Consider the following 20,430-nt stretch of genomic DNA (forward strand, 5'->3'; position numbering starts at 1 on the left):
AGCGCCGCGCAAACGCGCACGCCGCCCGTCACCGCAGGCGCCGGCGCGCGCCGCCCCTTCGTCAGCGCCGCGAGAACCAGCGATCGAAACGCCGCGTGTAGTTGAGATCGACGCCCTGGAACGTGCCGCCATACGCGGACACCGACCAGAAGCGCGTCAGGTTGATCGTCGCCTTGAACGCGTTGCTCGCCGATTGCAGGCCCTGCTCGAAGCCGAGCACGAAACGCTCGTTGATCGCCTTCGACATCTGGATCACCTGCGGATCGGTCAGCCCGACGTCGCTGCGGCCGATCGAGAACTCGTCGAGGCCGAACGTCTGCGCGACGCGCTTGCCGGTCACGCTGCCGAGCAGCGCGAGCGCGGCCGTCATCGTGCCCTGCTGGCCGACGTTGTTGCCCTGGTCGGTGCCGTGCCCGAACAGCAGCCACGACAGCTTTTCGTTGTCCGTGACGTTCGGCTCCGACACCAGCTTGACCGTCAGCGACTGGATCGTGCCGGTGACCTGTACCCCAGCCTCGACCTCCTGGTTGCGCCGCATCGCGAGAATGTTCACGCCCGGGTTCGACACCGGGCCGTTGAATGTGAAGAAGCCGTTCTCGATCGCGAGCTTGCGGCCGAACGACGTATAGGTCGACCCTTCCGTCACGCGCACGTTGCCGACCGCGCGCAACGGCACGCCGGGCGCGCTCATCACGGTGATCGTGCCGCGCAGCCCGAGATCCGCGCCGTGGCCCTTGAAGCGAAAGTTGTTGCCGAGGCCGATGTCGATGTTCGCGCGCGGCGCGAGCGACGGCGCCGGCTTGTCCGTCACCTTCTGCGGCTTGGCGACCGCCGTGCCTGTCGGCGTCTCGCCGCGCACCGTGCCGTCCGGCCGCACGATCACGACATCGTCGGACAGGTGCGGCGCCGCGTCCTCCGGCAGGTCGAACAGCGCGTGATCGACGACGAACTTGCCGTCGATCGACAGCGCGCCGCGCGGCCCGTCGTTCGCGACGGTCGCCTTGCCCGACAGCGACAGCTTGCGATCGGGCGCCGCGAATAGCTCGAGCTTGTCGGCGACGATGCTCGCGGTCAGATCGGGCGCTTCGCCGTCGAGCCGCACGCGGCCGATCGCGCGCAGCGTCCCGTCGCCGCCGTGGAACTCGACCTGCTGGAATTCGACGAGGTTGTCCGAGAGCTTCACGCGCACGATGCCGTCCTTCAGTTGCACGCCCTGGTCGACCAGCGTCGCCGACAGATCGTCGCCCGTCAGCATCCCCGACACGTTCGGCTTCGCCGGCGTGCCGGCGACCGTCAGTTTCAGCGCCGCGCGCCCGCCGAGCAGGTAGCTCGGCCCGAACAGGTTGCCGGTCGCCTTCAGCGACGGAAGGTCGGCATCGATGCGGCCCGACAGCGGGCCGTCGTCGGCGACGCCGAACACGCCGTCGCGCAACGCGAACGGCACCATCACGTTTGCGTCGAGCGTGCCGATCCGGTTCGCCTTCGCAAGCGCCACCAGGTTGAGCCGGTTGCCGGGCGCGAAGCTCGCGCGCGCGGACAGGTCGGTCAGCCCGAGCGACGCGATGCCGCGCCCGCTCTCGATCGTCACATCGCCGCCGCGCCGCTTCACCTGCACGTAACCCGTCGCGTTCGCACCGAGCGAGAAGTCCCAGTCCGCATCGAGCACGACGTCGGTACGCACCGGAGGCCGCTGGCCCGTCAACTCCTGGCGAACCTCGAGGAAACGCGCGACCGACGCCCCGCTCACGGAGCCCGCCGAACGCATCTGGCCGTGATCGAACACGAACGACTTCAGGTCGATCGCCGCGCCTTCGAGCGTGAGCCGCGTCGCGCCGAGCGTCACGCGGCCGGCGCCGGCCGACACGGCGAGCGGCGACTGCAGCGCGAGCGCCGGCGTGCCGCGGTTCGCGAGGCGCGTGACGGTGCCGTCCCAGCGCATCCCGTCGCGGTTCTCGACCACGCCGCCGTTCGCGGCAAGCGTCAGGTCGATCACGCGGCCGCCGGCCACCCCGATCGCCGACGCATCGAGCGTGTGCTTCGCGCGGGTGCCGCCGAGGTTCGCGCGCAGCGATTTCAGTTGCAGGGAGCCGAGCGCGATGTCGGTCGCGTCGGCCGTGAACACGAGCGCGCCGTTCGCGCCATCGCGGATGTCGGCGTGGCCCTGCGCGGCGCCGATCCGGTTCGATCCGATCACGACGTGCTCGGCCTTGTAGGTGGCCGTCACGTTCGGATGCGCGAAGCTGCCGGTCAGGTCGCCCTGCGCCTGCACGAGCCCCTGGAAGCCGAAGCCGAGCCGGTCGAGCTGCGGCGCATCGACGACGAAGCGCAACCGGTCGCCGGGCGCGCCGAAGCTGCCGCGCAGGTCGACGTGGTTGCCGGCGATCGACAGGTTCGCGTTGCTCGGCAGGATCCGCGTGCCGGCCAGTTGCAGCACGCCCGCGCCGGTCAACGGCACGCCGTCGTACAGGCTGTCGCCGAGCTTGAACGTCGCCTTCGTCGACACCTGCGGCGCGAACGCGCCGGAGGCCGTCAACGTGCCCGATACGCGCGTCTCGCCGCGCTGTGCCGGCGCCTTGGCGACCTTCGCGGCCGGCTTGCCGCCGGACGCCTTCGGTGCGCTCATCGCGGCGAGCAGCAGCGGATCGAACGCGGTCAGCGTCGCCTTCGCGTCATAGCTCGCGTGCGCGTCGTGCCGGAACACGCCGGTCAGGTCGATCCGGCCCTTGCCTGCCGTCACGCGCGCGTCGGTCAGCACCGTCTGCTGCGACGTCAGCGCGACCTTCGCGCGGGCGCCGAGCGCGAGCTTCGGGTCGTTCAGGTTGAAATCGACGGTCGTCACGTCGCCCGCGAGCGTCACGCCGAGCGGGCCGCCCAGGCGCATCGGCCGCAATTCGGCGACGAAGGCATTGAGGTCGAGATTCGCGGCCTTCAGGTCGAAACGGCCCTTGCCGCCCGTCAGCGTGCCGCTGCCGGTCACGCTGCCGTCGCGGATCAGCTTCAGCGCGAGGTCATCGATCCGTTGCGCATGCGCGTCGAGATGCACGGTCGCGTGCGCGTCGACGACCGGCAGCAGATGGTCGCCGAGCGTGCCGGGCTTCGCGTTGACGATCGACACCGGGCCCGTCACCGCGAAGCCCTTCGCCGCCGCGGCGCCGGCCGGCGCGGTCACGGGCGCGAGTTCGGCGCGCACCGCGAGATCGGCGGCCGGCGCCCCTGGCGAAATCGCCTGCGGATTCACGTGATCGAACACGAGCGAGGCGCGCGTAAGCGGCACCGCGCCGAACGGCGCGGCCTCGACGTGCGCGCGCCCGTTCAGCTTCATCCCGCTCGCGGTCACGTCCGCGACGAGCGCTTCGAGCGAACCCGACACGTTCGCGCTCGCGTTGACCGGTTCGTTGGAGAATTTGCCCGCATAGGTCGCATCGCCCGTCAGCGCGAACGGCTTCACGCCGTCGAGCTTCACGCGCGCGGTCAGCGCGCCGTACGGCGTGTCGACGCCATCGAGCAGGAGTTCATGGTGACGGCCGTCGCTGCGGCCGTTCAGCGCCAGGCGATCGAGCTGCGTCGTCGAGCCGCCTTCGTGGATCGCCAGGCGATCGACGCGCAGGTCGTCGATCCGCAACTGCAGCGGCAGGCTCAGGTCCTGCGGCGTCGTGGCCGGTGTCGGCGGCCCCGGCACGATCCGCACGTCGACGGTGCCCGCGCGCAGGTACGCGACCGACAGCCGCCACGGCGCGCGGGTCAGCGCCCAGCGTCCGTCGAGCCGGTCGATCCGCACTTCGGTGCCGGCGCCGCCCGGGCTCGTCCACGCGAAGCCGCGCAGCCGCACGCCGGTCGCGAGCGAGCCGCCGTCGAGCGTCCCCGTCAGCCGCCCGCCCAGCACCCGCACGGCCGTCTGCCATGCGAGCCGCGTGCCGCGCTCGGTCGTCGCCGCGGCCAGCACGAGCCCGGCCGCCAGCGCGACGAGCAGCACGATCGTCGCGAGCGTCCACGCGACGACGCGGCCGGCACGCACGCGGCGCGGCGCGCGCGGCGGCGCGTCAGACGCGCGCTCGGGCGAGTCCGGATCGTGGGGCGGCGGCGTGTCGTTCGAATCCTTCGTCATGCGGTTCGTCGTGGGTCGGGCAACAGGTCAGAAAGCGATGCCGAGCGTCAGGTACGGGCGCACGCTGTGGTTGCGCAGCCCGTATGCGACATCGACGTTGATCGGGCCGACGGGGCTGCGCCAGCGCGCGCCGATGCCGACGCCCGGGTAGAACACCCGCTCGCCCCACGCATCGGTCGCGGTGCCGATGTCGAAGAACGTCGCGGCGCCCCAGTCGCGGTTGAACCAGTGCTGGTATTCGGCCGTGCCCGTCATCAGATACTTGGTCGGCAGCACGGAGCCGTCCACGCTGTTGCCGATGCTCTGGTAACCGTAGCCGCGCACCGAGTTCGAGCCGCCCGCGCGGAACAGCAGCGACGCCGGCACGCCGGCCGAGCTGCCGCTCGTGAATACGCCGCCGAGCTCCGCGCGGAACACGAACAGGTCGCGTCGCCCGATCGGCACGTATTGCTGGCCGCGCGCGTAACCGCGAACGAAGGTCTGGTCGGTCAGCACGCCCTTGATCGCGAAGCCGGCCTCCGCGTGGATCAGGTTGCCCGAGCGCGGGAACAGCGGATCGTCGACGTTGCGGCGCGTCCACGCCCATTGCGGCACGAGCGCGCGGCTCGTGGTAGGGCCGGCGCCGTTCTGGTCGAGCCGGTCCTGGTAGTACATCAGCGAGTACGCGTAGTCGATGAACTGGCCGGTGCGCGTGCGCTGCACGCCGACCCGCGCGCTGTAGATGCGCGTGTCCGACACGTTGGTGTTCGTGTACGACGCGAGCACGCTGTTGGTCCAGCCTTTCTCGCCCGGCGGCATCGACAGCTGGACCTGGCCGTACTGCTGGATCTGGTCGAGCCGGCCCGACACAGTGAGCGGCCACGCGGCGCCGAACGTGTCGAGGTACGTGTACGAGCCCTGCACGTGCGGGCCCGTATCGGTCGCGTAACCCACGCCACCGCGAATGCTGTTGTACGGGAACTCGCTGACCTTCACATGCACGGGCGTGCGCTCGGGCTTCGACGTGTCGTCGCCGACGTCGATCGCGACGCTCGCGTAGTACGGCGTGTTCTGCAGCTGCCGCTGCAGTTCGGTGATCCGCTGCACGTCGTAGATCTCGCCTTCCGACAGCGGATTGACGTTCGTGACGATCTTCTCGGGATAGCGGCGCACGCCGTCGACGTCGACCTTGCCGATCGTAAACGTCGGGCCGCTGTCGAACGTGACGGCCAGTGTCGCGCGCTGCGTGCGCGGATCGATGCGCGCCTCCGACGACGCGATCTTCGCGCCCAGATAGCGGCGCGACTGCAGTTGCTTGAGCGCCGCGCCCTTCGCGCCGTCCCAGTCGGACTGCGTAAACGGGTCGCCGGGCTTCAGCGAGAACGCAAACCGGGTCGCGGCCTCCTGCTTCGGATCCTCGGCGGCCACCGGCCCGTTGAACGTCAGGTCGACCGTCGACACGACGGTCTGCGGCCCCGGATCGACGGCGACGCGCACGTCGCGCTTGCCGTCGTGCGTGCGCACGTCGGTGCGCACGATCGGCGAGAAATAGCCGGCCGTCGCGGTCAGGTCGCGAACCTGCTGCGGCGTGGCGGTCACGAGGAAATCGAACTGGTCGTCGCTGATGTCGTCGCGCTTCGCGAAGCGGGCAATATCGAGATGGGCCTTCAGCAGCTTGCGGATCGAGCGCGGCGCGTCGATGTCGACGTCGTACTTCGCGCAGGCCGGCAGCGCGACGAACGCGGCGAGACAGCCGACGAGGGCTGCCCGGGCCGCGGCCGCGGCGCGCCGGCGGGCCGTGCGCCGCCCTGCGTCACGCGCCGTGTGTGCTTGCTGGTTCGCCTGACCCGCCAAATATGACCTCGCCCTCGGTTGTCGTGTTTTCGTGGAAAACCCTGTATTTGACCACAGGGCGGCGGCCGCGCCAGCGCCGGCGCCGCTTTGACGCGTGCGCGCAACGACCGGCGCCCGGGCGAGCGTCGGGCGCCGGCCAGCGGATTCGACGCGCGATTGGCGCCGGCTGTTCCCCGCGATGCGGTAAAATCCCGAATTCGCAGAATCCGGCGCCTCCTGCGCCGCCCGAAACGGAAAGCCAAGCCATGCCGTATCAGTCCGACGTCACGCAATTCCTGAACCAGCTCAAGCAACAGAAGCCGACGCTCGAAGAAGAGCAGCGCAAGGGCCGCTCCCTGCTGTGGGACAAGCAGCCGATCGACCTCGACGAGCGCGCCGAGCAGCAGGAATCGCGCGTGAAGCAAACGTCCTACGTCTACTACCAGAACTTCTGACGACGTGAGCGCCGCCGACGAGGCCAGCGCCGCCCGGCAGGACGACGCGATTGCCGCGCCCGCGGGCGCCGATTCGACGCCCGACACGGTCGACGGTGTCGCGGCGTTCGCTCGCCTGTACGGCGAGCCGCTCTTCAAGCTGCCGCAGGATCTGTACATCCCGCCCGATGCGCTCGAGGTGTTTCTCGAGACGTTCGAAGGCCCGCTCGACCTGCTGCTGTACCTGATCCGCAAGCAGAACTTCAACGTGCTCGACATCCCGATGGCGCAGGTCACCGCGCAGTATCTCGGCTATGTCGACCAGATCCGCACGTCGAACCTCGAACTGGCAGCCGAATACCTGCTGATGGCCGCGATGCTCATCGAGATCAAGTCGCGGATGCTGCTGCCGGTCAAGAAGGCCGACACCGGCGAGGAAGCCGAGGATCCGCGCGCGGAACTCGTGCGCCGCCTGCTCGAATACGAGCAGATGAAGCTCGCCGCGCAGCGCCTCGACCAGCTGCCGCAGCTCGGGCGCGACTTCCTGCGCGCCGAGGTGTACATCGAGCAGAGCATCACGCCGCGCTTTCCCGACGTCGACTCCGACGACCTGCGCGCCGCGTGGGCCGACGTGCTCAAGCGCGCGAAGCTCGTCCAGCACCACAAGATCTCCCGCGAGGAGCTGTCGGTGCGCGAGCACATGAGCCTGATCCTGCGCAAGCTGCAGAACGCGCGCTTCATGGAGTTCGCCGACCTGTTCGACACGTCGCGCGGCGTGCCGGTCGTCGTCGTGAACTTCATCGCGATGCTCGAACTCGCGCGCGAATCGCTCGTCGAGATCACGCAGCCCGAGCCGTTCGCGCCGATCTACGTGCGCCTCGCGTACCTGCCCGCTTAAAGCCCCGCCACGCTACGTGATGCCGCCGCATGCGCGTGCCGCCAGCGGTGCGCCCGGCTCAAAAATGAACGATCGTTCTTTTTTCGATGCGTCCGGCGGCCAAATCCTCTACAATCCGCCGACGCCCGATGCGCCGCCCGCGCGCCGGCGTTCTCCGCTTCGACCCCGACGCCGCTGCTGCGGCGCCAACGCGCGCATGCGCGAGGAACCCGCTACCCGATCATGAAAGTCATCAGCTCGATCCAGGAACTGCGCGACCAACTGCGCGGACAGAACCGCACGGCGTTCGTGCCGACGATGGGCAACCTGCACGAAGGCCACCTGTCGCTGATGCGCCTCGCGCGCCAGCACGGCGATCCGGTCGTGGCGAGCATCTTCGTCAACCGGCTGCAGTTCGGCCCGAACGAGGATTTCGACAAATATCCGCGCACGCTGCAGGACGATATCGAGAAGCTGCAGAAGGACAATGTCTACGTGCTGTTCGCGCCGACCGAGCGCGACATGTATCCGGAGCCGCAGGAGTACCGCGTGCTGCCGCCGGACGATCTCGGCGGGATTCTCGAGGGCGAGTTCCGCCCCGGCTTCTTCACCGGCGTGTGCACGGTCGTCACGAAGCTGATGTCGTGCGTGCAGCCGCGCGTCGCCGTGTTCGGCAAGAAGGACTACCAGCAATTGATGATCGTGCGCCGCATGTGCCAACAGCTCGCGCTGCCGGTCGAGATCATCGCGGCCGAGACGGTGCGCGACGAGGACGGCCTCGCGCTGTCGTCGCGCAACCGCTACCTGACGACCGACGAGCGCCGGGAAGCGCCCGAACTCGCGAGGACGCTGCAGCGCGTGCGCGACAGCGTGCTCGGCGGCGAACGCGACCTCGGCAAGCTCGAGCAGCACGCGCGCACGCACCTGGCCGAGCGCGGCTGGGTGCCCGATTACATCTCGATCCGCCGCCGCGCGAACCTGATCGCGCCAAGCGCCGCCGAGCTCGAAGCCGGCGAGCCGCTCGTCGTGCTCGCCGCGGCCAAGCTCGGCGCGACGCGCCTCATCGACAACCTGGAAATCTGACGGCCGCCCGGCCTCGCCTCTCACGCATCACGGAGACACCCATGCAGCGCCACATGCTCAAATCGAAGATCCACCGCGCGGCCGTCACGCACTGCGAGCTGCATTACGAAGGCTCGTGCGCGATCGACGAAGATCTGCTCGAAGCGGCGGGCCTCATCGAGAACGAACGGATCGACATCTGGAACATCAACAACGGCGAGCGCTTCTCGACGTATGCGATCAAGGGCGAGCGCGGCAGCGGGATGATCTCGCTGAACGGCTCGGCCGCGCGCCGTGCGCAACTCGGCGATCTCGTGATCATCGCGGCGTTCGCGATGGTCGACGAAGCCGAGCTGCAGGCCGGCTGGAAACCGAAGCTCGTGTTCATCGACGAAGGCAACAGGATCAAGGGCCACCGCGATCACGTGCCGACGCAGAACTGGACGTAATGCGCATGGCCGCCGGCGCGCCGCGGCACGCCGGTAGCCGTCCGCCGCAGACGTACGAAGGGCCTGGTCCGGCACGACGCCGGATCAGGCCCTTTTCGTATTGCCGCAGCCGCGCCGCGCGCTCAGGACGCCTTGGCGGCCTTCTCCGCTTTCGGCGCGCGCCGCTCGGCCCACTCGACGATCGGCCGCCATTGCTCGAGATCCTTGTCGACGCGGCTCTTCGCGACGTCCCACAGCGTCAGGCCGTGCGCGGCGATCTGCACGTAGTTCTGCGTGTCGCGCACGTAGCCGAGCACCGGCAGGCCGAGCCCTTCGACGAACCGGTGCAGCTGGTCGGACGAACGCGTGCGCGCATCGACGCGCATCCCGACGATCCCGACCTCGACGCTGCCCTTGCGCACCGCCTTCTCGCTGGCGAGACGCTCCAGAAACTGCTGGGTCGCGAGAATATCGAACATCGACGGCTGCAGCGGCACGATCACCTTGTCGGCAAGCTGCAGCGCGACGTTCAGCCGGTTGCCGTGCAGCCCGGCCGGCGTGTCGATGACCGCATATTCGAGGCCGCGCGGCGGCTTCGACGGCGCATCCGGATCGAGATCCCACGCCTCGATCGCCGGAAGTCCGGCCGGACGCAGATCGAGCCACGCATGCGCGGACTGCTGCCGGTCGAGATCGGCGAGCGCGACCCATGCGCCCTGCGCCGCGAAATAGCCGGCAAGATTGGTGGACAGCGTGCTCTTCCCCACGCCGCCCTTCGGATTCGCCACCACGATAACCGTCATGAATTCCCCCCGAAAAAGCCGCGCGGCGCGCGCCGTGTGGCACGCGCCGCTCGAATGCGGATACAGGGAGCGATGATATCGGCAAACGGGGTGTCACCGGAACGGGTTGCGCCGATGTCGCGCCGTTTATGCGGTGCGCGTCGCGGCCCGCGGCGCGCCGAGCGTGAACGCGCCACCGCCCAGCAGCGCCTGCACGGCCAGCGTGACGGCCCAGAACGCCGGGTATTCCCAGCCGCCGTTCGGCGACGCGAAGCTCCAGCCGTTCGGCAGATGCGCGGACACCGCGCCGAGCATGAACGGCAGCAGCACGAGCGCCGCGATGCGCACGCGGAAGCCCGCGAGCAGCGCGAGGCCGCCGGCCAGTTCGACGAAGGTCGTCACGTACGCGAGCCAGCCCGGCAGGCCGATCGACGCGAAGAACTGCGCAGTGCCGGGCAACGTGAAGACGAACACCTTCTGCGCGACGTGCGCGAGGTACAGCACACCGAGGGCAACGCGCAGCAGCGTCGCGCCAAGATCGTTCAGGCGATTGGGGGTCATGGCGAATTCCTTCGTGAGTGGATGAGCATGGATCGCACTTTATTCGAACCAATTCGACCAATAAACAAGCCATCAGGCTTTAACTGATTCCCATCAGGAACGAATTCGGCAATAAAAAGGGCATGACCGATCATGCCCCGCCAGCCGATACCTGAAGCGAACCTCAGCCGCCGCTTTTGCCTTGTGTCGCGTCGCCCGAGCCGGCCGGGCCACTGCCCGGGCCGTAGCCGTCGCAAGCGTGCGCCATCGCCGACGCGCCCAGCAGCGCCGCGAGCAGCATGCTCAACCACCATCGAACCTTCATCGTCGCGCTCCTCCGGGCGGACCTCCGCCCACCTGAGTTGTATGCGATCCGGCGGAAAAAGCCAGGCCGCGGCGTCCGCGCGTCAGCGGAATTCCGCGTACAGCGCGCGCAGGTCGAGATGCTCGGCGAACGAATCGGCCAGACGCTCCAGCGACGCCTCGCGCAGCGCCGGGTAGTCGATGCGCTCCGCGCCGTCGAGCCCGGCCCACGCGAGCAGTGCCGCGCACGCGTCGGGCGCGTCGAACAGCCCGTGCACGTAGGTCGCGAGAATCCGCCCGTCGGCCGACACCGCGCCGTCCGTGCGCACGCCGCCCGGCGCGTCGCCGTCCGCCAGCTCCAGCGCGGGCGCCGCCAGCGCGGGCCCGCGCGTGTCGCCCATGTGGATCTCGTAGCCGTGCACGGCGGCCGCGCCCGGCAGCGCGAGACGCCCGGTCACGTTCTTCAGCGTCTTGTCCGGTTGCAGCGTCGTGTCGAAGTCGAGCAGCCCGAGCCCCGGCACGCTGCCCGGCGCGCCTTCGAGGCCGAGCGGATCGTCCAGCGTGCGGCCGAGCATCTGCATCCCGCCGCAGATGCCGATCACCTTGCCGCCATAGCGCAGGTGCCGGCGGATCACCGGGTCCCAGCCGGCCTCGCGCAGCCACGCGAGATCGCGCTGCACGCTTTTCGAGCCGGGCAGGATCAGCAGGTCGGCATCCGGCACCGGCCCGCTCTTCCAGTACGTGAATTCGACCTGCGGATGCGCGCGCAGCGGATCGAAATCGGTGTGATTGCTGATGCGCGGCAGCGCGGGCACCACCACGCGCAGCACGCCGGCGTCGCCGCGCGCGGCGGCGCTGCGCGCCTGCGACGGCAGCATGTCCTCGGCATCGAGCAGCAGCCCGTGCAGGTACGGCAACACGCCGAACACCGGCTTGCCCGTCTGCGCGCGCAGCCAGTCGAGGCCCGGTTCGAGCAGCTTGAAATCGCCGCGAAAGCGATTGATCACGAAGCCGCGCACGCGCGCGCGCTCGCTGTCCGACAGGCATGCGAGCGTGCCGACGAGGTGCGCGAACACGCCGCCGCGGTCGATGTCGGCCACGAGCACGACCGGGCAATCCACCCGCTCGGCGAAGCCCATGTTCGCGATGTCGCCTTCGCGCAGGTTGATCTCGGCCGGGCTGCCCGCGCCTTCGACGAGCACCGTGTCGTAGCCGGCGCGCAGCCGCGCGTACGACTCCAGCACCGCGTCGAACGCGACCGGCTTGTAGTCGTGATACGCCCGCGCATCGAGGTTCGCGCGCGCCTTGCCGTGAATGATCACCTGCGCGCCGCGATCGCTCGTCGGCTTCAGCAGCACCGGGTTGAAATCGGTGTGCGGCGCGACGCCCGCGGCAAGCGCCTGCAGCGCCTGCGCGCGGCCGATCTCGCCGCCGTCGGCCGTCACCGCGCTGTTGAGCGCCATGTTCTGCGGCTTGAACGGCGCGACACGCGCGCCCGCGCGGCGCGCGAGGCGGCACAGGCCGGCGACGAGCGTGCTCTTGCCCGCGTCGGACGTCGTGCCCTGGATCATCAACGTGCCGCGCGGCCGCGGTTCGGGTGCGTTCATCGTATGCAAAGTCGTGGCGAAGCGAAGGCCGCATTATCGCGCGCGCCGTTACAATCACGCGATGATTCCGCACGACCTCACCTTCGTCCTCGGCGGCGCACGCTCGGGCAAGAGCGCGCATGCCGAGCGGCTCGCCGCCGACAGCGGCCGCCCCGTCACCTATATCGCCACCGCGACCGCGACGGCCTCTGACGCCGAATTCGAACAGCGCATCGCGCATCATCGCGCGCGCCGGCCGGCCGACTGGGGCTTCGCCGACGCGCCCGTCGATCTCGCCGGCACGCTCGCGCGACTCGACGATCCGCGCGCGTGCCTGCTCGTCGACTGCCTCACGCTGTGGCTCACGAACCTGCTTTGCCCGCTCGACGGCGAACCGCTCGACGATGCGCGGTACGCGGCGCAGGTCGCGCAGCTCGAACACGCGTTGCGCAGCGCCCGCGCGAAAGTGATCGTCGTCAGCAACGAAATCGGGCTCGGCGTGGTGCCGCTCGGTTCGGTCACGCGCCGCTACGTCGACGAGCTCGGACGCCTGAACCAGCGCGTCGCCGCACTCGCGACGCGCGTGACGCTGCTGGTCGCCGGACTGCCGCTCGAACTCAAGGCCGGAGCGCCGTCATGCTGATGCTGTCGCTGCCGATCGTCGCGATGCTTGCGGTCGCGGCCGCGATCGTCGATCGCATGTTCGGCGAACCGGCCGGCTGGCATCCGCTCGTCGCGTTCGGCCGGTTCGCCGCGCGCATCGAAGGCGCCATGAACACGGGCCGGCGCGGCCGCGTGGTCGGCGTCGCCGCGTGGAGCGCGGCCGTACTGCCGCCGGTGGCCGTCGCGGCGTGGCTCGCGGCCGTGCTGCCCTGGCCGCTCGCAGCGGCGCTGCACGTCGCGCTGCTGTGGTTCGCGCTCGGTGCGAAAAGCCTCGCCGACCACGTCGCGCCGATCGCCGCCGCGCTGCTGCGGCACGATCTCGACGCCGCGCGCGCGCTGACCGCGCGCATCGTCTCGCGCGACACGAGCGAAGCCGACGAAGGCGCGCTGTCGCGCGCGGCCGTCGAATCGGCGCTGGAGAACGGCAACGATGCGATCTTCGGCGCGCTCTTCTGGTTCGTCGTCGCGGGCGGCCCCGGTGCGTTGCTGTTCCGGCTCGCGAACACGCTCGATGCGATGTGGGGCTATCGCACGCCGCGCTTCCTGACCTTCGGCTGGGCCGCCGCACGCCTGGACGACGCCCTGAACTGGATTCCCGCGCGCCTCACCGCCGCGAGCTATGCGCTGCTCGGCGACACCGCTGCCGCGTGGCGCTGCTGGCGCACGCAGGCGCGTCACTGGGACAGCCCGAATGCCGGCCCCGTGATGGCCGCGGGCGCCGGCAGCCTGAACGTGCAGCTCGGCGGCCCGGCCGTCTATCACGGCGCAATCGAGGATCGTCCCGCGCTCGGCACCGGCGCGCCCGCGACGGCCGCGCACGTCGTCGCCGCGCTGTCGCTCGTCACGCGCACGCTCGCGCTGTGGCTCGCGCTGCTCGTCGCGAGCGGCGCCCTCATCCTCGCTACCCATCATGTCTGACGCACGCATCCCGCACGGCGGCAACCTGCACGAAGCCGCACGCCGCCACGGCATTCCGTACGACGCGTGGCTCGACCTGTCGACCGGCATCAATCCGGTCGGCTATCCGGTGCCGCCCGTGCCGGCCGACGCATGGCGCCGGCTCCCCGACGACGGCGACGCGCTCGCCGCATGCGCGGCCCGCTACTACGGCGCGCCCGATGCCGCGCACGTGCTGCCGGTTGCCGGCAGCCAGGCCGCGATCCGCGCATTGCCCGCGCTGCTGCCGGCCGGCGACGCCGGCGTCGCGGCGCTCGCGTATGGCGAATACGCGCCGGCATTCGCGCGTCACGGCCATCGCGTCGTGCCGCTCGACATCGGCGTGGACGTGCTGCCCGCGACGCTGCGTCACGTCATCGTCGGGAATCCGAATAATCCGACGGCCGATTTCGTTCCGGCCGAACGCCTGCTCGGCTGGCATGCGCAGCTGTCGGCACGCGGCGGCACGCTGATCGTCGACGAAGCGTTCGCGGATACCGGCGCCACGCCGTCGCTCGCGCAATACGCGGACCGCGCGGGCCTCGTCGTGCTGCGCTCGGTCGGCAAGTTCTTCGGTCTCGCCGGCATCCGCGCGGGCTTCGTGCTCGCATGCGAGGCGCGCATCGCCGTATTGCGCGACACGCTCGGCGCATGGACCGTAAGCGGCCCCGCACGTCATGCGGTCGTCGCCGCGTTCGGCGATCGTGCGTGGCAGGCCGCCGCGCGTGAACGGCTCGCCGCGGACGGTGAACGGCTCGCCGCGCTGTTGCGCGCGCACGGCTTCACGGTGCGCGCGACACCGCTCTTCAGCTGGACCGACGACCCGCGCGCGGCCGCGCTGCATGCGGCGCTCGCCGCGCACGGGATCTGGACGCGGCACTTCCCGCAACCGTCGAGCGTGCGCATCGGCCTGCCGGGCTGCGAAGCCGAATGGCAGCGCGTGATCGAGGCGCTCGCGCAGTGCGTCCCGACGCTACGACGGGAATCCGCATGAACGCCCGCACGCTCCGCCGGCTGCAGCCGCTCGCGATGATGGTCGCGCTCGCGCACGTATCCTTCGCTCACGCCGACGTCACGACCCGCGACGATGCCGGCAATACCGTCACGCTGCCGGCGCCCGCGCAGCGCGTGATCAGTCTCGCGCCGCACGCGACCGAGCTGGTCTACGCGGCCGGCGGCGGCGCGAAGCTCGTCGGCACCGTCACGTACAGCGACTATCCGCCCGCCGCGCAGGCCGTGCCGCGCGTCGGCGACAACAAGGCGCTCGACCTCGAGCGGATCGCCGTGCTGAAGCCGGACCTGATCGTCGTCTGGCGGCACGGCAACGCCGAACGGCAGATCGACGCGCTGCGTGCGTTGCACATCCCGCTGTTCTTCAGCGAACCGAAGCATCTCGACGACGTGGCGTCGTCGCTGCGCCGGCTCGGTACGTTGCTCGGCACGGAGCCGGCGGCCGATGCCGCCGCCGCATCGTTCTCGCGCGACATCGCGGCGCTGCGCGCGCGTTACGCGACGCGTCCGCCCGTCACGATGTTCTTCCAGGTCTGGGACCGGCCGCTGATGACGCTCAACGGCGATCATCTGATCAACGACGTGATCGCGCTGTGCGGCGGCCGTAACGTGTTCGCCGCGCTGAAGCCGCTCGTGCCGACCGTCACCGACGAAGCCGTGCTGGCCGCGAATCCGGAAGCGATCGTGACGACGAGCGCCGGCGCGACGCCCTCGGACGCGCCGCTGCCGAGCCTCGCGCGCTGGCGCGCATGGCCCGCGATGACGGCCGTGGCGCGCAACAACCTGTTCGCGATCGACGGCGATCTGCTGACGCGACCGTCGCCGCGGATCGCTCAGGGCGCGGCTGCGCTGTGCGAGGATCTCGACACCGCACGAACACGGCGGCCGGCACGCTGATTCGGGTGACGGCATGCCTTTGCGCTGCCGAAGCACGCACGATCGCGAGCCGGCGGCACACCGGTGCGCGATCGCCTACGCATCCCAGTGCACGACTTCCCAGGTTCGCGCCGCATCGTCCGCACGCAACCAGACGACACCGCCCGTCGGCACCGGTCGCGACAGCAGCGTATCGAGCGGCACGCGCAAAGCGTGCGACGCGAACGCGCGAATCACGCCCGCATGCGTGAGCGCCCAGTGCGGCGCGTCGGCCTGCGTGAGCGCATCGGCCACTCGCGCGACACGCGCGGCGAACCGCGCGACGCTCTCGCCGCCGTGCGCGCACGCATGCATCAGATCAGCCGCCCACGCATCGAGCGCCGCGCGGTCGATAGCGTCCCAGCGCCGCATTTCCCACGTGCCGAAGTCCATTTCCTGCCAGCCCGCATCGCACCGCAGCGGCACGTCGAACGCCTGCGCAAGCCGGCCGGCAACCGATGCGCAGCGCATCAGCGGGCTCGTCCAGACCTGTGCGGGCGCCGGCGCCCCAAGCGCCAGCAGATGGCCGCGCACGGCAAGCGCACCCGGCTCGGCCGGTGCGGCGAGCGGCACGTCGCTGCGTCCGTAACAGACGCCGGGCTCGACGGCGACGGCCGGATGGCGAATCAGGACGACATCCATCCGAGCACCACCAGATAGATTGCAAGCTCGCTCAGTTGCTGGGCGAAGCCGAGACAGTCGCCCGTATACCCGCCGATCCGCTTCACGAAATAGCGGGCCGCCCATGCGCGCACGAGCACGAGCGCGACGAACGCGGCGAGGCCCGCGCGCCAGTCCGGCCAGAACAGCCACGGCAGCCCGAACACGGCCGCGACCCATGCCGAGCGCGCGCCCATGCGCTGCGCAACCGGCTTCGCCTTGCCCTCCGGACGAACGTAGTCGAGCGATATCAGCAGGCTCACCGCCGCCGCACGGCTCGCCGCATGCGCGGCGATCATCGTCCAGGCGGCGCGCAGCGGCGGCATCGCGGCAAGCGCCTGCCATTTCAGCCCAAGCGCGATCACGAGCGCGACCGCGCCGAACGTGCCGATCCGCGAATCGTGCATGATCCGCAGCACGTCGTCGCGCGCGTAACCGCCGCCGAACGCATCGCAGCTGTCGGCGAGACCGTCCTCGTGAAACGCGCCGGTCGCGAGCAGCGTCGCGGCCATCGACAGTCCGACCGCGATCGACGCCGGCAGCACGCGCAGCGCGGCGAGATAGACGAGCGCGCCCCACGCGCCGACGCAGGCGCCGATCAGCGGGAAATAGCGCGCTGCCTGGTCGAGATCGCCCGCCTCGTAGCCGATCGCGCGCGGCACCGGCACGCGCGTGAAATAGCCGAGCGCGACGAAGAAATAGCGCAGTTCGGCGCGTACGCCGCGCGCGCGCTCAGGCGTCACGGTTGTCGACGCCGGCGGACTCGAAGCTCGCCATCTCGGCGAGGAACGCGGCCGCCGCGCGCACGAGCGGCAGCGCGAGTGCCGCGCCCGTGCCTTCGCCGAGCCGCAGGTCGAGCGCGAGCAGCGGCTTCGCGCCGAAATGCTCGAGCATGCGCCGGTGCCCGGCCTCGTGCGACGCATGCGAGAACACGCAGTAGTCGCGCACGCCGGGCGCGATGCGTTCCGCGACGAGCAACGCGGACGTCGCGATGAAGCCGTCGACGAGGATCGTCATCCGCTCGCTCGCGGCCGCGAGATACGCTCCCGTCATCATCGCGATCTCGAAGCCGCCGAACGTCGCGAGCACGTCGATCGGCGCGATCGCGTGCGAATGCCTGACGAGCGCGCGGCCGAGCACCGCGCGCTTGTGCGCGAGCCCCTGGTCGTCGAGCCCCGTGCCGCGCCCGACGCACGCATCGATCGGCACGTCGAGCAGCCGGCTCATCAGGCACGCGGCCGACGACGTGTTCGCGATCCCCATTTCGCCGAAGCCGATCACGTTCGTGCCGAGCGATGCATGCAGGCGTACGCGTGCGGCGCCGGCCGCGAGCGCGGTGTTCGCCTCGTCGCGCGTCATCGCGGGCTCGACCGCGAAGTTGCGCGTGCCGCGCGCGACCGGCAGCGACACCAGCCGGTCGGATACCGGCAGCGGCGACGCGACGCCGGCATCGACGATCTCGAGCGCACTCTGCGCGACGCCGGAGAACGCGTTGATCGCCGCGCCGCCCGCCAGGAAGTTCGCCACCATCTGCGCGGTGACCGACTGCGGATACGGGCTCACGCCTTCTGCCGCGATCCCGTGGTCGCCTGCGAACACGATCGTCACGGGACGCTGCACATGCGGCCGCTCGGTGCGCTGGATCAGCCCGATCTGCAACGCGATCGCCTCCAGTTGGCCGAGGCTGCCGGGCGGCTTGGTCTTGTGATCGATCACATGCTGCAGGCGCTTGCGCAGCGTGTCGTCGAGCGGTGCGATCGCGGGCGGGAAGTCGGTCGGGTTCGTCATCGGAAGGTTGCCTCGTTGGCGCGGCCGGTGCCGCGCATCGAAAGAAGGAAGATCATCGCCGCTCGGGCCACGCAGGCAGCAGCGCATCGCGGCCGTTCTCGCGGATCAGCACGAGCGGATAGCCGAAGGCCTCGCTCGCTCGCGCCGGCGTCAGCACGTCGTGCACGGGGCCGGCCCACGCACGGCCGCGGCCGTCGAGCAACAGCGCGTGCGTCGCGAAACGCCGCGCGAGATTCAGGTCGTGGCACGAGAACAGCACCGTGCGCGGGCCCGCGTCGAGCCATGCGGTCAGCGCGCCCAGGCAATCGATCTGGTGATGCAGGTCGAGATGCGCGAGCGGCTCGTCGAGCAGCATCAGCGGCGCATCCTGGCACAGCGTCGCGGCCAGCGCGACGCGCTGGCGCTCGCCGCCGGACAGCGACAGCACGTCGCGCGATGCGAGCGCGGTCAGCCCGAACGTCGCGAGCGCATCGCGCGCCGCCGCGCGGTCGCCGTCACGCTCCCACCCCCAGCCGCCGAGATACGGAAAGCGGTTCAGCAGCACCGTATCGAATACCGTCGCGCTGAACGCGTCGTGCAGTTGCTGCGGCATCAACGCACGGCGCTGCGCGAGCTGTTCGGGCGGCCATGCGGCAAGCGGCCGGCTGTCGATCTCGACCTGGCCGCCGGCCGGCGGCTGCAGCCCCGCGAGCGTCGCGAGCAGCGTCGTCTTGCCGGCGCCGTTCGGCCCGGCGACACACCAGATCTCGCCCGGCCGGAACGTCTGCGTGAAACCGTCGAGCAGCGTCCGGTCGCCGGCCTTCAGCGTCACGCCGGCCGCCGTGTACGTCATGTCGCCCACGGTGCGCGGTGCGGTGAGCGTCATCGCATCGGCCTCCTCAGCAACATCCACAGGAACACCGGCACGCCGATCAACGCGGTCATCACGCCGACGGGCAATTGCGCGGGTGCAATCGCGGTGCGCGCGAGCAGATCGGCCGCCATCACGCCGCCGCCGCCCGCGAGCATCGCCGCAGGCAGCAGCATGCGCTGGTCGTTGCCGAACGCAAGCCGTAGCGCATGCGGAACGACGAGACCGACGAAGCCGATCGTGCCGGCCGTCGTCACCGCCGCTGCGGCCGCCAGCGACGCGACGAGGTAGATCCGCACCCGCAGTCGCGCGACCGGCACGCCGAGCGCGAGCGCGGTCGCGTCGCCGCGCAGCAGCACGTTCAGTTGCGGCGCGGCAGGCAGTGCGATGCACGCGGCCAGCAGCAGCGCCCCCCATGCGAACCACGGCGCCGTCACGCCGTTCAGGTCGCCCGTCAGCCAGAAGAGGATGCCGCGCAGCCGGCCGTCGGGCGCGAGCGACAGCAGCAGCGTGACGAGCGCGCCCCATCCCGCCGCAATCACGACCCCGGTGAGCAGCAGCCGCGGCGACGCATCGCGCGAATCGCCGCGCCACAGCTCGCGGCGAGCCAGCCCGAGCACCAGCGCGACCGACACGAGCGAGCCGGCGAACGCCGACGCATCGACGAGCCACCATGCGGCACCCGCGATCATCGCGACGAGCGCGAAGCCGGCCGCGCCGCCGGACACGCCGAGCACGTACGGCTCCGCGAGCGGATTGCGCAGCAGCACCTGCAGCAGCGCACCGGCCAGCGCGAGCAGCGCGCCGCATGCGAAGCCGGCGAGTGCGCGCGGCAGCCGCAACGTGCGCACGATGTCGGCGAACAGCGCATCGCCACCATGCGGGACGAGCGACGCGAGCGCTTGCCACGGCGACATCGGCACGCTGCCGATCGACAGCGACGCGACGAACAGCAACGCGACCGCGACCGCCAGCGCGCCCCAGATCGTGGCGGCCCGAGCGGCGCTCATGCGCTGTGCGGCATCGCGCACGACGCACGACGCATCCGCTGAGCGCCGTTGCCGGCCGAACGCGGCACGGTCGCGGCGCTTTCGCGTGTTGTGGGGGTACGCAAGCTCGTCATCCTTATGGAACAAGGGGTTGTTGAAGCGTTCGCGGGCGTATCGCGACGCGGCAATGTCATCGCGCACCGCGACGTCGCCCATCCCGTGGCCGCCGAGCCGCATCCCGCGACCTCGCGCCCCGCCGCGCGTCGGCCGTACCGGCTTGATGCCGCGACGCTCCGGCGGGCCGCGGCACCTGCGTGCAGCCGACGTTCTGCGCAATATAGTGGAAGCCGCCGTATCGGGTCGATGTCCGCACGCGCGGCGAGATCCGGCGTATCGAATCCGGTGCACTGCGCGGCCGCATCCGCGAGCGCGCGCGGCACGCGCGATACGATCGTCGCCGGCCACGATACATCGACGATCGCGGCGCTCGAGGCGGCACGCACGGCCGCCATCACGGCGCACGTCGCCGCGAATCTCGCCGAATCGGCGTGCGCGGCAATCCGCGCGACGTCGGCGAGCGACAATCCGCGCTGCGCGCCGAGCGCCGTGCGGACGATTGGGGTCAGCATCGAAGACAAGTCCCGTGAAGCACTGCGCGCCCCGCTTCCCCGCAGGCCGCGCGTCACGAA

20 protein-coding genes are annotated in these 20,430 nt (G+C 70.7%); 8 read left to right on the plus strand and 12 right to left on the minus strand.

The features are described 5' to 3' along the window. Positions 1-61: 61 nt before the first annotated feature. Both DCN14_RS27600 and DCN14_RS27605 read right to left on the minus strand, forming a co-directional pair. Positions 62-4,105 carry a translocation/assembly module TamB domain-containing protein gene (locus DCN14_RS27600; protein WP_096502207.1) on the minus strand — a complete coding sequence of 1,348 codons (4,044 nt, stop codon included), beginning with the start codon at positions 4,103-4,105 and terminating at the stop codon, positions 62-64. 27 nt (positions 4,106-4,132) lie between these two features. Continuing rightward, complete coding sequence (locus tag DCN14_RS27605) at positions 4,133-5,938, minus strand: autotransporter assembly complex family protein (RefSeq protein ID WP_096502209.1); 1,806 nt, start codon at positions 5,936-5,938, stop codon at positions 4,133-4,135. Between the two features lie 245 nt (positions 5,939-6,183). On the opposite strand from DCN14_RS27605, the gene DCN14_RS27610 reads away from it, so the two are divergent. The 4 genes from DCN14_RS27610 (at position 6,184) to panD (ending at position 8,739) form a co-directional block, all read left to right on the plus strand. Continuing rightward, the gene (locus tag DCN14_RS27610; protein WP_044849219.1) at positions 6,184-6,372 is read left to right on the plus strand and encodes a DUF3460 family protein; all 189 of its coding nucleotides are present in this window, start codon (positions 6,184-6,186) and stop codon (positions 6,370-6,372) included. Positions 6,373-6,376: 4 nt separating this feature from the next. Next, positions 6,377-7,249 (plus strand): ScpA family protein, encoded by an 873-nt coding sequence (locus DCN14_RS27615; RefSeq protein WP_096502211.1) that lies wholly within the window; start codon positions 6,377-6,379, stop codon positions 7,247-7,249. A gap of 222 nt (positions 7,250-7,471) precedes the next feature. Further along, complete coding sequence (gene panC, locus DCN14_RS27620; RefSeq protein ID WP_096502213.1) at positions 7,472-8,311, plus strand: pantoate--beta-alanine ligase; 840 nt, start codon at positions 7,472-7,474, stop codon at positions 8,309-8,311. A 41-nt stretch (positions 8,312-8,352) separates the two neighbouring features. Next, the gene (panD, locus tag DCN14_RS27625; RefSeq protein ID WP_096502215.1) at positions 8,353-8,739 is read left to right on the plus strand and encodes an aspartate 1-decarboxylase; all 387 of its coding nucleotides are present in this window, start codon (positions 8,353-8,355) and stop codon (positions 8,737-8,739) included. A 122-nt stretch (positions 8,740-8,861) separates the two neighbouring features. On the opposite strand, the gene DCN14_RS27630 is transcribed toward panD, so the two are convergent. From DCN14_RS27630 to DCN14_RS27640, 4 genes are all read right to left on the minus strand, one after another. Further along, positions 8,862-9,521: a ParA family protein gene (locus tag DCN14_RS27630; RefSeq protein WP_096502217.1), complete on the minus strand. Its 660-nt coding sequence runs from the start codon at positions 9,519-9,521 to the stop codon at positions 8,862-8,864. Positions 9,522-9,647: 126 nt separating this feature from the next. After that, positions 9,648-10,061, minus strand: coding sequence for a DoxX family protein (locus DCN14_RS27635; RefSeq protein ID WP_096502219.1), 414 nt, complete (start codon positions 10,059-10,061; stop codon positions 9,648-9,650). Positions 10,062-10,224: 163 nt separating this feature from the next. Then, positions 10,225-10,365, minus strand: coding sequence for a hypothetical protein (locus tag DCN14_RS38480; RefSeq protein WP_172441887.1), 141 nt, complete (start codon positions 10,363-10,365; stop codon positions 10,225-10,227). A gap of 82 nt (positions 10,366-10,447) precedes the next feature. Continuing rightward, entirely contained in the window at positions 10,448-11,950 is a 1,503-nt protein-coding gene (locus tag DCN14_RS27640; RefSeq protein WP_096502221.1) for a cobyric acid synthase, read from the minus strand. Between the two features lie 61 nt (positions 11,951-12,011). Here DCN14_RS27640 and cobU point away from each other — a divergent pair, with 61 nt between their 5' ends. From cobU to DCN14_RS27660, 4 genes are read left to right on the plus strand one after another with little or no spacing between them, the layout of a single operon-like run. Further along, a complete protein-coding gene (gene cobU / locus DCN14_RS27645) occupies positions 12,012-12,572 on the plus strand; it encodes a bifunctional adenosylcobinamide kinase/adenosylcobinamide-phosphate guanylyltransferase (RefSeq protein ID WP_096502500.1) in 561 nt (186 codons plus the stop codon). Then, positions 12,566-13,510, plus strand: a complete 945-nt coding sequence (gene cbiB / locus DCN14_RS27650; RefSeq protein ID WP_096502223.1) for an adenosylcobinamide-phosphate synthase CbiB — start codon at positions 12,566-12,568, stop codon at positions 13,508-13,510. Before cobU ends, cbiB begins: the two co-directional genes overlap by 7 nt. After that, positions 13,503-14,522, plus strand: coding sequence for a threonine-phosphate decarboxylase CobD (gene cobD / locus DCN14_RS27655; RefSeq protein ID WP_096502225.1), 1,020 nt, complete (start codon positions 13,503-13,505; stop codon positions 14,520-14,522). Before cbiB ends, cobD begins: the two co-directional genes overlap by 8 nt. Further along, the gene (locus DCN14_RS27660; protein ID WP_096502227.1) at positions 14,519-15,436 is read left to right on the plus strand and encodes a cobalamin-binding protein; all 918 of its coding nucleotides are present in this window, start codon (positions 14,519-14,521) and stop codon (positions 15,434-15,436) included. The genes cobD and DCN14_RS27660 overlap by 4 nt, the downstream gene beginning before the upstream one ends. 75 nt (positions 15,437-15,511) lie before the next feature. Here the strand turns inward: DCN14_RS27660 and cobC are convergent, their stop codons facing one another. From cobC to DCN14_RS27690, 6 genes are read right to left on the minus strand one after another with little or no spacing between them, the layout of a single operon-like run. Further along, positions 15,512-16,096 carry an alpha-ribazole phosphatase gene (gene cobC, locus DCN14_RS27665; RefSeq protein WP_096502229.1) on the minus strand — a complete coding sequence of 195 codons (585 nt, stop codon included), beginning with the start codon at positions 16,094-16,096 and terminating at the stop codon, positions 15,512-15,514. Then, positions 16,081-16,857: an adenosylcobinamide-GDP ribazoletransferase gene (locus DCN14_RS27670; RefSeq protein ID WP_096502231.1), complete on the minus strand. Its 777-nt coding sequence runs from the start codon at positions 16,855-16,857 to the stop codon at positions 16,081-16,083. The genes cobC and DCN14_RS27670 overlap by 16 nt, the downstream gene beginning before the upstream one ends. Then, positions 16,847-17,902: a nicotinate-nucleotide--dimethylbenzimidazole phosphoribosyltransferase gene (gene cobT, locus DCN14_RS27675; protein ID WP_096502233.1), complete on the minus strand. Its 1,056-nt coding sequence runs from the start codon at positions 17,900-17,902 to the stop codon at positions 16,847-16,849. The genes DCN14_RS27670 and cobT overlap by 11 nt, the downstream gene beginning before the upstream one ends. A 52-nt stretch (positions 17,903-17,954) precedes the next feature. Continuing rightward, positions 17,955-18,767, minus strand: coding sequence for an ABC transporter ATP-binding protein (locus DCN14_RS27680; protein WP_096502235.1), 813 nt, complete (start codon positions 18,765-18,767; stop codon positions 17,955-17,957). Next, entirely contained in the window at positions 18,764-19,762 is a 999-nt protein-coding gene (locus DCN14_RS27685; RefSeq protein ID WP_096502502.1) for an iron ABC transporter permease, read from the minus strand. Before DCN14_RS27685 ends, DCN14_RS27680 begins: the two co-directional genes overlap by 4 nt. Continuing rightward, positions 19,759-20,427: a hypothetical protein gene (locus DCN14_RS27690; protein ID WP_143331649.1), complete on the minus strand. Its 669-nt coding sequence runs from the start codon at positions 20,425-20,427 to the stop codon at positions 19,759-19,761. The genes DCN14_RS27685 and DCN14_RS27690 overlap by 4 nt, the downstream gene beginning before the upstream one ends. Positions 20,428-20,430: the final 3 nt, after the last annotated feature.

Origin of the sequence: Burkholderia sp. IDO3 (assembly GCF_003366075.1) — a bacterium.
GTDB classification, from domain to species: Bacteria; Pseudomonadota; Gammaproteobacteria; order Burkholderiales; family Burkholderiaceae; genus Burkholderia; species Burkholderia anthina.

What these genes read in the sequence shown, in the direction of transcription:
- panC (WP_096502213.1), top strand. Translation starts at nt 7,472, where the DNA reads ATGAAAGTCATCAGCTCGATCCAGGAACTGCGCGACCAACTGCGCGGA.
- cobC (WP_096502229.1), bottom strand. Translation starts at nt 16,096, where the DNA reads ATGGATGTCGTCCTGATTCGCCATCCGGCCGTCGCCGTCGAGCCCGGC.
- DCN14_RS27635 (WP_096502219.1), bottom strand. Translation starts at nt 10,061, where the DNA reads ATGACCCCCAATCGCCTGAACGATCTTGGCGCGACGCTGCTGCGCGTT.
- cobT (WP_096502233.1), bottom strand. Translation starts at nt 17,902, where the DNA reads ATGACGAACCCGACCGACTTCCCGCCCGCGATCGCACCGCTCGACGAC.
- cobU (WP_096502500.1), top strand. Translation starts at nt 12,012, where the DNA reads ATGATTCCGCACGACCTCACCTTCGTCCTCGGCGGCGCACGCTCGGGC.
- cobD (WP_096502225.1), top strand. Translation starts at nt 13,503, where the DNA reads ATGTCTGACGCACGCATCCCGCACGGCGGCAACCTGCACGAAGCCGCA.
- DCN14_RS27630 (WP_096502217.1), bottom strand. Translation starts at nt 9,521, where the DNA reads ATGACGGTTATCGTGGTGGCGAATCCGAAGGGCGGCGTGGGGAAGAGC.
- DCN14_RS38480 (WP_172441887.1), bottom strand. Translation starts at nt 10,365, where the DNA reads ATGAAGGTTCGATGGTGGTTGAGCATGCTGCTCGCGGCGCTGCTGGGC.
- DCN14_RS27660 (WP_096502227.1), top strand. Translation starts at nt 14,519, where the DNA reads ATGAACGCCCGCACGCTCCGCCGGCTGCAGCCGCTCGCGATGATGGTC.
- DCN14_RS27685 (WP_096502502.1), bottom strand. Translation starts at nt 19,762, where the DNA reads ATGAGCGCCGCTCGGGCCGCCACGATCTGGGGCGCGCTGGCGGTCGCG.
- DCN14_RS27640 (WP_096502221.1), bottom strand. Translation starts at nt 11,950, where the DNA reads ATGAACGCACCCGAACCGCGGCCGCGCGGCACGTTGATGATCCAGGGC.
- DCN14_RS27680 (WP_096502235.1), bottom strand. Translation starts at nt 18,767, where the DNA reads ATGACGCTCACCGCACCGCGCACCGTGGGCGACATGACGTACACGGCG.
- DCN14_RS27600 (WP_096502207.1), bottom strand. Translation starts at nt 4,105, where the DNA reads ATGACGAAGGATTCGAACGACACGCCGCCGCCCCACGATCCGGACTCG.
- panD (WP_096502215.1), top strand. Translation starts at nt 8,353, where the DNA reads ATGCAGCGCCACATGCTCAAATCGAAGATCCACCGCGCGGCCGTCACG.
- DCN14_RS27610 (WP_044849219.1), top strand. Translation starts at nt 6,184, where the DNA reads ATGCCGTATCAGTCCGACGTCACGCAATTCCTGAACCAGCTCAAGCAA.
- cbiB (WP_096502223.1), top strand. Translation starts at nt 12,566, where the DNA reads ATGCTGATGCTGTCGCTGCCGATCGTCGCGATGCTTGCGGTCGCGGCC.